Annotated in this window: 13 protein-coding genes; 5 read left to right on the top strand and 8 right to left on the bottom strand. The window is 40.4% G+C overall.

Features of this window, described 5'->3' with window-relative positions:
• Positions 1-30: 30 nt before the first annotated feature.
• On the bottom strand, positions 31-993 hold the full coding sequence (locus C558_RS0122220) for a helix-turn-helix transcriptional regulator (protein ID WP_018758510.1): 963 nt from the start codon (positions 991-993) through the stop codon (positions 31-33).
• Between the two features lie 506 nt (positions 994-1499).
• On the opposite strand from C558_RS0122220, the gene C558_RS34335 reads away from it, so the two are divergent.
• Positions 1500-3872: an NPCBM/NEW2 domain-containing protein gene (locus C558_RS34335; RefSeq protein WP_018758509.1), complete on the top strand. Its 2373-nt coding sequence runs from the start codon at positions 1500-1502 to the stop codon at positions 3870-3872.
• Positions 3873-4027: 155 nt separating this feature from the next.
• On the opposite strand, the gene C558_RS0122205 is transcribed toward C558_RS34335, so the two are convergent.
• The 3 genes from C558_RS0122205 to C558_RS33940 all read right to left on the bottom strand — a co-directional run bounded on the left by C558_RS0122205 (position 4028) and on the right by C558_RS33940 (position 5286).
• Positions 4028-4675 carry a Vat family streptogramin A O-acetyltransferase gene (locus C558_RS0122205; protein WP_018758507.1) on the bottom strand — a complete coding sequence of 216 codons (648 nt, stop codon included), beginning with the start codon at positions 4673-4675 and terminating at the stop codon, positions 4028-4030.
• 124 nt (positions 4676-4799) lie between these two features.
• Entirely contained in the window at positions 4800-5072 is a 273-nt protein-coding gene (locus C558_RS0122195; protein WP_018758505.1) for a hypothetical protein, read from the bottom strand.
• Positions 5073-5115: 43 nt separating this feature from the next.
• On the bottom strand, positions 5116-5286 hold the full coding sequence (locus tag C558_RS33940; RefSeq protein WP_018758504.1) for a hypothetical protein: 171 nt from the start codon (positions 5284-5286) through the stop codon (positions 5116-5118).
• A 147-nt stretch (positions 5287-5433) separates the two neighbouring features.
• Between C558_RS33940 and C558_RS0122185 the strand changes: the two genes are divergently transcribed.
• Positions 5434-5790, top strand: coding sequence for a helix-turn-helix domain-containing protein (locus C558_RS0122185; RefSeq protein ID WP_245583858.1), 357 nt, complete (start codon positions 5434-5436; stop codon positions 5788-5790).
• Between the two features lie 132 nt (positions 5791-5922).
• Here the strand turns inward: C558_RS0122185 and C558_RS0122175 are convergent, their stop codons facing one another.
• A complete protein-coding gene (locus tag C558_RS0122175; protein WP_018758501.1) occupies positions 5923-6630 on the bottom strand; it encodes a response regulator transcription factor in 708 nt (235 codons plus the stop codon).
• 715 nt (positions 6631-7345) lie between these two features.
• Here C558_RS0122175 and C558_RS0122165 point away from each other — a divergent pair.
• The 3 genes from C558_RS0122165 to C558_RS0122150 all read left to right on the top strand — a co-directional run bounded on the left by C558_RS0122165 (position 7346) and on the right by C558_RS0122150 (position 11560).
• Entirely contained in the window at positions 7346-7801 is a 456-nt protein-coding gene (locus C558_RS0122165; protein ID WP_018758499.1) for a very short patch repair endonuclease, read from the top strand.
• Positions 7802-8567: 766 nt separating this feature from the next.
• On the top strand, positions 8568-9704 hold the full coding sequence (locus tag C558_RS0122155; protein ID WP_018758497.1) for a restriction endonuclease PLD domain-containing protein: 1137 nt from the start codon (positions 8568-8570) through the stop codon (positions 9702-9704).
• On the top strand, positions 9701-11560 hold the full coding sequence (locus tag C558_RS0122150) for a Z1 domain-containing protein (protein WP_018758496.1): 1860 nt from the start codon (positions 9701-9703) through the stop codon (positions 11558-11560). The genes C558_RS0122155 and C558_RS0122150 overlap by 4 nt, the downstream gene beginning before the upstream one ends.
• 104 nt (positions 11561-11664) lie before the next feature.
• On the opposite strand, the gene C558_RS0122145 is transcribed toward C558_RS0122150, so the two are convergent.
• From C558_RS0122145 to C558_RS0122135, 3 genes are all read right to left on the bottom strand, one after another.
• The gene (locus tag C558_RS0122145) at positions 11665-12774 is read right to left on the bottom strand and encodes a DNA cytosine methyltransferase (protein WP_018758495.1); all 1110 of its coding nucleotides are present in this window, start codon (positions 12772-12774) and stop codon (positions 11665-11667) included.
• An 802-nt stretch (positions 12775-13576) separates the two neighbouring features.
• Positions 13577-14989 (bottom strand): UvrD-helicase domain-containing protein, encoded by a 1413-nt coding sequence (locus tag C558_RS0122140; RefSeq protein ID WP_018758494.1) that lies wholly within the window; start codon positions 14987-14989, stop codon positions 13577-13579.
• Positions 14990-15184 carry a hypothetical protein gene (locus C558_RS0122135; RefSeq protein ID WP_018758493.1) on the bottom strand — a complete coding sequence of 65 codons (195 nt, stop codon included), beginning with the start codon at positions 15182-15184 and terminating at the stop codon, positions 14990-14992. It abuts the gene before it with no gap.
• Between the last annotated feature and the right edge of the window lies 1 nt (position 15185).

Raw genomic sequence — 15185 nt, 5'->3', positions numbered from 1 at the left:
CTTCACTGACATCTGCTGTCAGTGAAGTTATTAAAGTTGATAATATTCCATTAACTCCGAAGCAACTGCAACAAGTTTTTCCTTCAAACTCTGTGGTTCGATGACTTGAATAGATTTCCCGTAGGATAGGAGAAAATGAGGGACATAGGTATGCATTGATTGTTCCTCAAGTAAAAAGATGGCTTGATTGGATGTCCGCTCTTTCAGATGATGCCCCAAAAACCAATGCAGGCATAAGTCATCCAATGCCTCTGACCTGCCTCCGATAATTAAAGAAATCAACCCGTCCTTGCCCGCTAAATCGGGTAACAGATTTCGCATAAAAAATTCACGGGCCGAAAAAGCTTCGGGACGCTTAAATAGGATTTGAGTACGCTTGATTTGTAGAATCCGTTCTGCCCGAAAGCTGCGGATCTCCTGCCTTAGATGGCAAAATGCAACCGTATACCATTTATTGTTCCAGTTAACCATTCCATAGGGGTCTATCACCCTATTCTTGGGTTGTTCTTCACGGCTTGTGCGATAATCAATTTCTACAGAGAATTCGTGTGCTACAGCCTGCTCCAATTCCGCCAATACCGGCTGAACAGAAGGGTCTCCCCTGCGGTTAATAACTTCAAATCCGGCTAAATGACGGCTAAGTATACTTTCCTGCTCCTGATTCGAATACATTTTCAACTTTGATGTCGCATGGCCTAATGCCTCACTCAAAGGGTATCCGGCTTCTTTTGCAAAAACAGCAGCATGAAGGAGTGCCTTTTTTTCTTCCATATCAAATAGCAGAGGTGCTCTGATAAAATTATTCAGCAAGCTATACCCGCCATTATGACCTGCGTCGGATATTATAGGCACTCCACTGGCACATAGTGCATCAATATACCGATAAACCGTCCTAATATTTATTTCTAACTTTTCGGATATTTGTTTTGCAGTCATTTTTACGCCCGAATTCAGCATCCATAGAATGGCCAGCATATTATCGTTTTTTGGCATAACGTGTACCCCCCCCTCTTTTATTAAACCTAATATTTTATGAATATCATTTTTTATCTTCTCAAGGATCGCATAAAATTATTAGCTTTGCGAATCGCCTGCATCCCGTAGTCTGGACGTAGGAGTCTCTCAACTTCAATTGCTGATAATATATCATCTCTTCCCAATCTTTTCATCAACACCTAAATCTACTGATATTATAAAAATCAACCTTGATGCCAAATACAACCTCTCTTCCTTCCTCGGAACTTCCACTACGCAGAAACAATGTGCATAGTTGATTGTTAACCGTATTATCCATTCTAACACTCCTATTACGACAGGTTTCATACCGGCAGCAAAGATTTGCCGCATACACAAATAGGCGTTTACATATTATGTAAATGATGGCGTTCCCTAAACATAGTAAGCTATCTCCATTAAAATGGAAGGCTGGTGATAACTCAGAGAATCATTACATACACGTTATCAGATATAAAGAACTAAATCATTTTGGAGGTAATCGTATGCGTAGGTTCAAAGTGTTATTGTTATCCATTGCACTGGTATGTGCCCTATGGATCCAGACAGGCGTCATGAGCAAGCTGACACCAACGGCATATGCACTAGATGATGGACTTGCCCTTACTCCCCCTATGGGATGGAACAGCTGGAACAAGTTTGGCGGCAATATAGATCAATGGAAGATAATGGCCATGGCAGACGCTATGGTAGAGAACGGCATGAAGGATGCAGGTTATCAGTATATCAACATCGATGATAACTGGATGACCGGATCCAGGGATGCGAACGGCGACCTCGTGCCCGACCCTACTAGGTTCCCCGACGGAATCAAGGGGGTTGCGGATTATGTTCACAGTAAAGGCTTAAAGCTTGGGATTTACTCCTCTAACGGTACGAAGACCTGTATGGGTCTACCGGCGAGCCAAGGTAATGAGAAAAGAGACGCCGCAAAATTCGCGGAATGGGAAGTAGACTATTTAAAATATGACTTCTGCTATAATGAGAGACCATCTACCTATGCGCCAGATCTAGATAAGATCGTTATATCCGATGGAAAGAACACCAAGACATATGAAGCGGAATCGCCTGACAATACGCTTGTCGGAAACGCCAAAATAGTCGGCACGAAGGTCGGATATATCGGCAATAACTCTGGTGAATTAATTATCAATAAAATTAATGCACCTGCGGCAGGCAATTATACAGTAACCATTTACTATATGAATGGGGACGCCAACAGAAATCTGTACGTCAGCGCGAACGGCGGTGCGGGACAAAAATACAGCTTACCTTCTTCAGGAGGTTGGGGTACTACGGCTGCTTATCCAATTCAAGTTGCTTTAAAGCAAGGTGAAAATACGATCAAGTTCTACAACCCGGAGGATGGCTCCAAGATCTCGGAACAACAATACGGAGCCATGAGAGATGCACTCGTAGCGACAGGACGCCAAATCATATTCAGTATTTGTGAATGGGGAGCCAATAAGCCCTGGCTATGGGGTCCGTCGGTAGGACACCTCTGGCGTACAACCGGCGATATTACCGATACGTGGAACAGCATGACAACCTTATTGGACGAAAATTCCGTACTTGCCCAGTATGCAGGACCGGGACACTGGAATGATCCGGATATGCTGGAGGTTGGCAACGGCGGGATGACGGATACGGAGTACCGTGCGCATTTCAGCTTGTGGAGCATCATGGCATCGCCTCTCATCGCAGGCAACGATATTACAGCCATGTCGGATGCGACGAAGAAGATCCTACTGAACAAAGAAGTCATTGCCATTGACCAGGACCCGGCAGGTGTACAGGGAAGTAAAATACGTGACGACGGAGACTATGAAGTATGGGTAAAACCATTATCTAACGGAGACAAGGCCGTATTGTTCTTTAACCGGAGCCAGTCATCGACAACCATGAGTTTGAACATCGATGAGCTCGGCTTGAAGAAGGCTCCTGTATATATCGTACGCGACCTGTGGGAGCACAGTGAAAGCGCAGCAACGAACATCATTAGCGCCGATGTGCCGTCCCATGGGGCAGCCATGTTCAAAGTCCAACCCGGCACGCCGAATATGGCCCAGCCGACAACGAATCTTACGATAACGTCAGATCCTACTGTTGAAGCAGGTCAATCCGGCCAGGTCACGATGACATTTACAAATAACGGCAAAATAGCGCTTCAGAGGATCGCAATCCAGTTACAGACGCCTAACGGATGGGTCGTGAATGCGACTTCGCCGATCACATTTCACAATCTTCCTCCAGGAAAGTCCATTACGACGACGTGGGATATGACCGTGTCGAGCGGTGCGACAACGGGAGTATACGACATCCATGCCAAGGCAGATTTTAATTATCGAGGTAATGAACAGGGAGAAAAGCAGGCAGCAAGCCAGATCAAAGTGTATGCAGCTCCGCCGGCAACGGATACCTATCTTAGCGATATGAATTGGCTTGAAGCAGCGAACGGCTGGGGACCTGTTGAGCGAGATCGGAGCAATGGAGAGTCCGGTTCAGGGGATGGGCAACCAATCACCATCGATGGCACAACGTATGAGAAAGGACTTGGAACGCATGCAGATTCTGCCATCACCTATTACATTGGCGGCAAATTCGCCAAATTTATTGCTGACGTAGGTATTGATGATGAAGTTGGAGACAATGGTTCTGTCGTATTCCAAGTTTGGGCCGATGGGAATAAGATCTATGACAGCGGCGAATTGTATAGCAGTTCACCGGTACAGCATGTCGATGTCGATATCACCGGAGCCAAAATGCTTAAGCTCGTCGTCACGAAAGGCGGCGACAATAACAATTATGACCATGCAGACTGGGCCGGTGCTAAGATCTTAGTTAATGCCAATCCATAGCTTGTTTCAACGGTATTGAATAGATGCGATATACAAAACCTCCGATGCGCAGGCCAAGACCTGCTGTCGGAGGTTTCTCTGGCGAGCGTTTCCCTGGGATCAACAGGAGAATGCTCGCCTTGTTTGATGAGGAACTGATCATGATGATACCAGGTTCATTGGCCATCTCGTAACAACGCTTTGACTTGCTCCAGATCAGGGCTGCACAGCTTCTCCAGATTCGCGAATAGCTTCTCAGCAGGCCAGTCCCACCAGCGTAGCTGTAGCAGACAATCAATCGTCTCGTCATCAAATCGCTTGCGGATAACTTTGCAAGGATTGCCGCCGGCGATATGGTATGCAGGCACATCCTTTGCCACTACCGAATTCGCAGCAATGATCGCCCCATCCCCGATATGTACGCCCGGCATCACGGTTACGTTTTGCCCGATCCACACGTCATTCCCTACGACTGTATCCCCTTTGAATGGCAGCTGATCCAGCGTTGGCGTGGTCTTCTCCCATCCACCGCCCATAATATTGAACGGATACGTGCTGGCAGAGTTCATCCGATGATTCGCGCCATTCATCACGAACTCTACACCCTTCGCGATCGCACAGAACTTCCCGATGATCAGCTTATCGCCGAGGAACTCATAGTGATGCGTGACGCGCTCTTCGAACCGTTCAGGACCATTCGGATCGTCGTAATATGTATACTCCCCTACTTGAATGTTCGGACGCGTGACTACATTTTTGATAAAGCAGACGCTCTTGATCGCCTCGTTCGGATAGATCGCATTCGGATTCGGACCATGTGTCATAGGTGATTCCTCCTCTATTGAGCCAATTTTTCAACTATGACTTTATTATATTCGGGATGATGACTGGATACAAAAAAGGGAAATCGATTGAAGTGAATTTATATCTCTTCGAGGTACATCTCATTTAGAAGCATTCATTCTGTTCCCTTAAGCTTTTTATCTTCCGCTCGAGAACACCCATTTCTAGCTGCAAATGAAGCAGCTCTGTATCGAGATCCTGCCCCATCGTATGGATGACAGTAACAATGTCCTCTGCAGTAGGCAAATGAATAGCATCTGCCTTATTGGAGATATACTCTAGAATAACGTTAATGATTTCTTTGCAAAGTCCGATCCTTTGAATCAGTATGTTCTCTTCTTGGATGGCTTCTTCGTATTTGGTAAGGAGATCTTGCATAGCTATCACCCCAGTTTTCTATTAATCTTCTCAATTTTAAACACTAGCTCTTCTGACTCTTCACGTCTTCTCTTCTAGCGTTATAGCACTTGGATTGTGCAAATCGCAATGTCTGAAGTAGCGTAAGAGCATACTCTTGTGTAACTTCGTCAAGTGTTGAAAACACAGCCTTTAACTCATCAATTTTTTTCACCTGTATTTGTGGTTGTGTCATTACATCAACCCACTTTCATAATTTGTGTTATAAGCACAGATTATCATTGATTTTTAGAGTTGTCAACACTTTATTGCCAACCAACTTGTGTTGACTTCATATTTTCTGTGTTGTAAAGTAAATGCATCATCATAAAGGAGGTAACTCGTGTTGCACGATAGAATCAAAGCCGTGAGAGAACACTTGGGGTTGTCTCAAAGAGAGTTCGGGGAAAAACTAGGCGTTAGCAGAGATGTCATCAGTAATTTGGAATATAATCGCGTTCAACCGAAAGAACTATTATTTAAACACATTTGCGAACTGTACTCTGTCAATGAACAGTGGCTGCAGACAGGTGAAGGCGAGATGTTTATAGACGCAAATCGTTATAATAAGAAGTTTGAAGAAGCCATTGCTATATTTAGAGAGTTACAACCAGACTTTCAAGATTATGCACTGGAACAGTTAAAAAAGCTGGCTGAATTGCAAGCCAAGAGGCTGGGTTCTTCGAACAAGTTCGAATGACGTTGTAAGATATTGCTCGAAAGGTGATTCTTAAGATGACCAAAAAAGTCGTTGTTAATATAACTGAACTTACTAGAACTATCATGACAAAAAATAATCCGCAGATTAAGGAATCTGCGGATTTATTCGTAATTATTTAGGATGTTCAATTTTATAACCTACGCCCCATACCGTAGTAATCATCGTAGCAGCTGGCAATGAAACTTTCGATAATTTCTCTCGAAGCCTCTTTACATGCGTATCCACCGTCCTAAGATCTCCAAAAAACTCATAATGCCAAACTTCTTTAAGTAACTCCTCACGAGAAAATACCTTATCAGGCGTCAAAGCTAAATAATGAAGCAGATCATATTCTTTGGGAGTTAAATGTACTTCTTGCTTATCTGCTGTAACACGACGAGCTTCATGTTCGATACAAAGATTAGGAAATACAATAATACTACTAGTATTTTCTGTTAAGTAAGCAGTCACTGATGAACGGCGTAAAATAGCCTTAACCCTATAAATAATCTCTCTAGGACTAAAGGGTTTTACCACATAATCATCAGCACCTAGTTCGAATCCATGTATCCGATTTCCTTCTTCACCTTTAGCAGTTAGCATAATTATAGGAGTCGACTTCATTTTACGAATTCCAGCACAAACATTCATTCCATCTAATCCTGGCAACATAATATCTAGGAGGATCAAGTCATAATCAGACTCAATAGCCTTTTGAATTGCAGTATTACCATCACCTGCCTCCTCTACAACAAAACCTTCTCGTTCTAAATACATTCGGAGAAGGCGTCGAATCCGTTCTTCGTCATCTACTACTAAGATCACTTGTTGTCTATCCAAAATAATGTTCACCCTTTTCTAATATAGTTGGTTATCCTACATCATATCATGCAAGCTAAAATGATAAGAACTTTTCACCAAAGAACTGCAGTTTAATTTAGGAGGAGTCCCCCTACTTTTTCATTGAATATCAACTATTCTAATTATAATTGGCGGATTGTAATATGAAATGCAACAACAAATACAAAAGACCTGTGAATATCGTATAGAATGGGAGTTACGATATAACCAATCATTCAGGAATACCAACAAGATCCACCCCCACTTAGCATAATTGAACACGGACATCTATTCAATTTACATCAATTAGGGTACTTCACTACCGATGAACAGGAAATGACAGGATTCTAGTCAATGACTAAAAGGAATAAGGATGAGGAAATAGAGCCTAAACAAATCGGAAACAGGCGCGTCTGCAGACGTTTCCGAATGATTATATATTGGAAAACAGCAAATCGGATTGGTCTCCTCTGGGAAGGTATAAGCATGATAGATGAGGCCTTTATAAACATACGCTGGTATGAAATACGAATCAATCAGCATAATATGGGATATTGATCTTTTGCTAAATCCGTAGACGATGGATCTTTAACTCTTTAATCATCTTAAAGTGCAATTCTCATATATGAAGAGCATTTTTGTTATAATTAGATCGGATCTGGCCCATATTAATATCAGATAATATTTAGGGTATGGCAGCTAAGGCGGTGTCTTTATGGATAATTTATCACCCGATGACAGAAGAAAAAATATGCAGAACATTCGTTCCACGGGCACTAAAATGGAACAGCGGGTTCTTCATGAGTTGTGGAAACAAGGGCTGAGATATCGAAAAAATGTCCATGATCTTCCTGGTAAACCGGACATAGCCATAAAAAAGTACAAACTCGTTGTTTTTCTAGATTCTTGTTTTTTTCATGCCTGCCCCCAACATTTCATCATGCCAAAGAATAACCGGGAATATTGGGAAAAAAAGATTAATCGTAATATTGAACGAGATTATGAAATTAACCAATATTACTTAAATAACGGCTGGGTCGTTATGCGTTTTTGGGAACACGAAACAAAAAAAGAGCTGGATAAAGTAGTTGCTCGTATAATGGAGAAGGTTGAAGAAAAAAAAGGCATATCACTCCCAGACGGCAATTTGATTAATCAATATAAAGAATAACCTTCATCTCTGATGAATATCTCAAGTAAGAATAATTAATCTATAAACAAGCACTCCCAAATCTATGACACCAAACATATCGAATGAATCTAGAGAATCCTTAGCAACGCTGACAGTTTTGAATCCATCTATGACTCAGTCACCATCTTCTTCGATTACCCCACCCCATATGCGTGTTCAATGTCACCTCCCCCGGCTAATGCTGTAAAAGCGACCATGGAGAGTATGTCAGCCGAACTCATCTGATCCGTTACGTATATTTTTGCTATACACAAGCTGATCTCCCTTCCATCGATCAAAAGCCTCCTCTCCATCCCCATTTAAGCTACACTCGTAATGTTCATCATAATAAATTACGTCCTGCCAAAGAATTTCTTTATCATAAGTCATATGAAGAGTAAAGTAGACACAGTTGACTCATGTGGGCCACATCATACATAAGTTCAGTTTCTCCAATTGTCCAATAATAACTTACATTAAAATCCTCTTAAGGAAATATTAGATTGGTAAAATTTTTCTGCAAAATGTACACTGATTCTAATTGTCAATTTACGATATTATACAACAATATATTACCAAAAGAAGAATATTATAGATAATCGCAAAGTGTTAGAATCCGTTATGAATCATCTGCTAATACAAAATTAACGGCTTTCTTAAATGAGAAGTATAGGGCGTGCAGAAGGATATCTTCATTTACTCAAAATTCTTGACACTACGAGATTTCATTAATTTAAAGCATCTTACAAACGGAGGTAACATAAACATGCGATTACTATATTCTGATATTTTACCGCTTCGACTGGAAGAGAGTCAGCAAGCATTTATTGAGTATTTTAACGAAGCAGTTGCAAACTCTGATAGTTTGGACATAGCGGTTGGTTATGTTTCAAAGGCATCTCTAATGGAGTTGCAAAAAATCGTTGAAGACAACCACATTAGTAATATATGCCTCAATATTGGTATGTACTATTTAGAAGGTATGCCTGAGGGTACATACCATGCAGCTGTATCGCTTAATGAGGCTTGGAAGCAAGCTGGCGTTGGTGAGGTAAGGATTGTAAAAACACTTAAATATCACGGGAAGCTTTATACATTTTACAAAAACGGGCATCCAGTAGCAGGGATTATTGGATCACATAACTTGGGTGCTATAAAACTTGAAGCATTTAATCTGAGGCAATATGAAATTTCAGCAGTTACTGAAGTCCCAGAAGAAGTAGAAGAAGTATCTAAGATTATCTTCAAACTAAAGCAGCCGAATTGCTCAGCTAACATTCAGGAGATTAGAGTCCCGCTCGTTCGAGAAGAAAACAGTGCATTGGTTGACCAAGAGTTTGTGACAAAAATCACCTCAGATGAGGTAGCTGCTTATCAGAGTAAAATTACAGACATCTCTTTTGAAATCCCTTTGAAAGTTCCAGTTGACCACGCCGATCCAAAGATGAGAGGTTCTAACATAAATGTTTGTTATGCAAGTGGCCGTAAAAGAGTATGGTGGGAAATCGAAATGGTGGTAAGCAAAGAAATTCGAGATTTACCAGGTTATCCTGAACATCAATTACCTTTTATGGCTGTTACTGACGATGGATGGAAATTTAAAGCGTGGACCTGCGGTCAAAACAATAAGAACCTATACTCAAAAGATGATCTAAAAATTATGGGCCGCTGGATAAAAGGCCGCCTTGTTGCTTCGGGTCTAGTGGAACCGGTAAATCAAGTTGAAGCAGATACAGCTTTCAAAGGAATGATAACAGGAGAAATTCTTGAAAAGTATGGAAAAAACAGTATTACCCTTACTAAAACAACAGTAAAGACAATTGCGGAAGACGGTACTGAATTGGATGTGTGGGTGCTGTCATTTTTGCCGAATAACGCAGATGTACAGGAGGTAACAGCTTGAAGTATTTAGATTCATATCTCCAAACCATAATAGATAGAGGGAACCTCCAGCTTGCAGAATCTATAAAAAAAACTGTAAATGATGTTGCGCCTGCATATTTGGAGAAGTTCTCATTTTGCGATCATGAAATAGGGCTGCTTTTCGGCAATGTCCAATCTGGAAAAACCGGTCAGATGTTTGGAATTATATCTGCTGCAACAGATTTAGGATTTCCTGTGTTTATTATTCTTACAACCGATAATGTTGTGCTTCAGCAACAAACAATTGATAGAGTCCGGACAGATTTAAAAGGGTATTGTGTTTGTGATGAATATGATTCAGAGATATTTGCTCGAAATTGTTTGATGGAACCTACAATTATTGTGTTGAAGAAAAATGTTAACACATTGAAGCAATGGTCAAATATCTTGGCATCAACAGGTTTTATGAAAGGAAATCCGCTGTTTATCATTGATGACGAAGCTGATGCGGCTTCTTTAAATACTCTGGTTAATAGTAATCGAAAATCCTCAATCAACAGATATCTTGAAGAAATAAAAACAAAAGCGGCTTGCAGCATATATCTTCAGGTTACCGGTACACCGCAATCTATACTCTTACAAACAATGGCTTCGGGATGGCACCCATATTTTACTTACTATTTTCGCCCAGGTACTGGTTATCTTGGCGGAGATTTTTTCTTTCCCAAAGACGGTATATCACAATGCATAGTGTTCACTGACACGATTGAAAATTCGTTAAAATCAGCAATTATTCATCATCTTGTAGTATCGGGTCAAATATTGATATCCAACGGTAAGGTGTGCAATTTCTTGATTCATCCAAGTGTTCGCAAAGTGGTTCACAGCCAATTTCAGAACGATGTGCAGAAGGAGCTACAATATTGTAATAACAATATTGATGACCCTGTTTTTGTAATAGAGTTAAAGAAAGTGTTTGAGCGTACGTATCCACAGAAATTCGGACGAGCAGCATTTGAAGATGTATATGCTAAAGTAAAAGAGTTATTAACGAGCGAACAAATAAAGGTGCTCGTTATGAATGGTTCTTCGACTGTTACCAGTGATCAATATGAAACTGGCTCAAATATTCTAATTGGTGGAAATACATTGGGAAGAGGTGTCACTTTCCCAGGCCTGCAAACGATTTATTATTCTCGCACTGCAAAAAAACCACAGGCTGATACTATGTGGCAACATAGCCGTATGTTTGGATATGATCGAGATGAAGGCTTAATGAGAGTCTTTATTGACGAAAACTTATATAAGTTATTTTCGGATATTAATTCCACGAATAACTCTATTATTTCTCAGGTTGAGCGTGGATTGAGTGACATAAAAATATATTACCCTGAAGGTATCAACCCTACCAGAAAAAATGTGTTGGATAATAAAAAGGTAGATTTTATTACAGGTGGAACCAACTACTATCCATTTAATCCAGAAAACGACTCCCTAGAAGAGTTGGATCAACTTCTTGCAGGTTTTAATGATACAGAGGACTATTATCAAGTAAGTTTGCGATTAATGATTCAAATCCTGAATCACGTTATCTCAGACGCAGACTTCCGAGTCGGTACTTTTGCGTCCATTATCAATTCGTTACTAGCCGAACAGCCTGCTTCACAGGGAATTCTCATTGTTCGCAGAAATAGAAATGTTGCAAAAGGTACTGGTGCACTTCTGTCTTCGAACGATTGGCAGCTAGGTGCATCAATCCAAGACAAAATTGTCTTGACTGTTTATCAGATGACAGGTGAGAAAGGCTGGAACGGGCGCAAACTCTGGGTGCCAAATATCAAGCTACCGAGCAATATTGTTTACTTTGATGTGAATGACGATGACTCGGAAGACTAATATCTAGGTCTGATCAATGGATGTTTATAGATAGTTCTGTATGGTTTATTACCACTATGCGTTACACACTGCAAAGCGAGCGCCAACGGCGCTCGCTTTACAACTTATACCAATTCAAATTCTTTATCCACTAAAAACTGTTGCGCATTCCACTTTGAATCAACATAGTCGTACTCAATCCCAGCGAATGTTTTAAGAACGGCTTCAATAATAATTTTAGCCCCCTCCGGAGGAACTGCCATTCCGATCTGTTGACGGACCTTTTCTTTTCCTCCAAAAAACACATAATCATCTGGAAATGTTTGCAGACGTGCTCTCTCCCGATTTGTCAGCGCACGAGGATCTTCCCAATGATAAATATGCGTTCCGCCACCGCCGCTTCCTGTAACCGTGTAGGCAGGCTGATCCGCTTGTAATCTTCTGTAGATTTGGCTCATTTTCGCCCCTTTAACATTGAGGCGAAGTTCTTCGGGAATACCTTCATACCATGCGTTTTGTCCCGGCGGAATGTGATTTAGAAAATCAATTACTTTAGATGTGTGTTTCGTTAGTTCGTGATTTAGTGCGTTCGGATCAATTGGTGGAATAGTCAGCGCATGCTCGGCTGTTTTATAAGGTAATTTTCCTACCCCATGCGTTGTAGCGGGTACTTTAAATTCTAAATTCAGATCATTTCGGATTCCAACAATAATAATGCGGTGCCGCGTCTGTGGAATGCCATATTCCTGGAAACGATACAAATGAGGGGTTATCTTATATCCTGCCTCTATAAGATCTTTCATAATCAAACTAAAGGCTTGTCCTTCATTTGCACTTGTTAATCCAGATACATTTTCGGCAATAAACCACTTCGGACGAAATTCCTTTAATACTTTCACACCATAGGTATAAAGCGGGCCATAATCTCCGCTAAGTCCCTTTTTTTCACCCACAAGACTGTAATCATTACATGGAAACCCGAAAGTGAATGCATCAATTTCTGATAAACGCTTCTTACTAATCTCTAGTTCTCGAACATCTTGTGCTATTACTGACTCAGGACGGTCTGGACAAATATTATGAATAAAAGTCTGGCTGGCTGCCTCGTCAATGTCGTTTGCCCACTCATGTTCTATACGATATTCCACACCATATTTATCAGTGACTTTGGCCATCTTAGCTCCGAGAGCAATTCCACCCGGTCCATTGAAAAACTCACCTTTTTTAAAAATCATGCTTACACCCCCGCAATTACTAATATCATTATAGAACAAATTCATTAAAAAAGCAGCAACAAACATGACAAAATATGTCGAAAATCGAATATACGTTCCTTTTTATTGTAAATGGACATCTTATAATTACAATACTTAAATGCCAAATCCTAAACTAAAGTAAAAATATTATACGGAAACAGTTTAATAATGACAACTTGAATCCAATAGATACTTCGAAATAAAATAAAAACACCCCTGTGAGTGCTTCTCAACAGGGGCTTCACCGATGCTTTCGGTAATTCCATTATATTACAGCGTAATAGTAATTTCAACAAAATACCACAGTAATTATCTTACAGTAAATCTTACTGTGTATTCCTTTACAACGGGCGTACTGACGCACTGCTCTTCTTGTGCTTTAGTAATTCAATGTACCCAAGTAGTGTATGGCAACATCAAGAATTATGTGGGTGAAATCTGTAATAGGGTTTGGATTGCACAGATATAAATCCGTTTAAGGTGCACTGATTTACTAAACGCTAATTTTCCGCCAATACATTTCCATTTAATTGCCCTTCCGCACTACCAGTGAACAGCACTCCACATGCACCGTATGATTTGATTAGATTCTGTATTAGTTGGTTAAACCCCTTGATTTACAAGGGCTTTAACCACGGTATATTGTTCTTTTTGTTTTAGTTTGAGTTTGATAGCTTGTTGACGATATTCGTCAACAAGGCGTCAACAAATCAACAAGAATGATTTTCCCTATTCCGTTTCTAGTTAGTTCTTTCCCCTATCCCTCCAAGGTTTTATATTGCTAAATAATTATTTTATCATAGTATGCTTCACCAAGTTCATCTAGTAAAACGTGACGATCCCCGTAAGTGAATAGGTTCAAAACTTGCATTGCTCGTGACATAGCGACATATAATAAGCGGCGTTCAATATCCCAATCGAAGTCTTCACCTAATCTCTCTTCTGTAGGCGGGTCGACTAAATCCGTAATGAGTACATATTTAAATTCTAATCCTTTGGCTGTATGAAATGAGGTCAACTTGATACCTGGATCATGGTGAGTACCAATTAGATCTGGATTATCATCGTTCTTAAATGGTGATTTGATGAATTGATATTTCTTTTTTGAACCATCTAGCAAAGTCACTACACGGTTCATGTGTTTTTTATTTCGCGATAAAATACCAATTGTAGCTTTAGGATCTTCTTTTTGAATAAGCTCAATCGCTTCTAATAGTGCCTTCTTTTGCCCTTCGATCCCTTTTGTATAATACACTTTTGGCTTAGGACCTGTTTTTGTAGGTAGCTCTGGACGAGTAAATTCCTCATCTTTAGAAATTTCGTCTTTCTCCTGGATGCTGTAAGCAAGCTCCATAATTTCTTTTGTCGAGCGATATGAATTGCGTAGTACCTTTGTACGACCACCTTTAATATTCAATCCAACGCTTTCCCATGTAAAAGAAGTCGTAAATATTTTTTGTCCTTTATCTGCACCGACTATACAGGACTTACGAGCAATGTGACACAGCACCTGCAGGTTAACCTTTGTAAAATCTTGTGCCTCATCAATAAATACATGGTCAAACTTTGACACGTCCTGGATTTTCTCCAATTGTCGTGACATTTGAAGACCAAAGTCATGATAATCTACGCGGTAATCTAGCTTCTTTTGGTAGGTCTCGTAAATTTTATAAATTACTTTACGATCATCTGCAGAAAGGCGAACCTTCCCACCTCGGCCTTTGCGAGGGGCTTTATCATACTTTTTAAATTCACATAGTTCCGTGCCTTTAATCCAGCCTATTTCCTCTTCTATAAATGTAATTAAATCTTGGTTATTCACAAAACGATGATTAACATATTCCTGCTTTACCTCTTCAATTGCATCAAGTAGCTTTTGACGTGTAAAATTCTCCAAATAGAACTTTTTTTTAAACGTTTTATAATAATTTTTCATTGCCCACGAATGGAAAGTTATAACTGTCAAATTCGGTAAATTGTATGTCTCCAACTGCCTAATAGCAGAGGCAGTTAATGCACTTCCATATGAAAATACGGCTACGGTTTCATCAGGTTGCTTCGTTGCAACATCACGTGCTTTCTCAAGCAGTATTAGGGTTTTGCCACTACCAGCAATACCGCGAATCAATAATTGATCACCAGAGTATTTTATAATTTCCTTCTGCTGTTCAGAATACTTAATATCCTTCTTCACCTAAAGGCCTCCCCAAAAATCGTCGTCAATTGTAAGTTCTAAAGGTGGCTCAATCATTGAGTCGTTTCCCTTACTGCTGGCAATATCTTTGCGTATGACATTACGTAGAAGCTCTATATTTACGGCAGCCTCAACTGATTCCGTTTGTACAGACTGCCAGCTTGTACTTACCTGTTTCCAAAAAGATAAATTCATT

Origin of the sequence: Paenibacillus terrigena DSM 21567 (assembly GCF_000374845.1) — a bacterium.
Taxonomy (GTDB): domain Bacteria; phylum Bacillota; class Bacilli; order Paenibacillales; family Paenibacillaceae; genus Paenibacillus_K; species Paenibacillus_K terrigena.
This window is presented reverse-complemented; position numbering and strand designations above follow the sequence as displayed.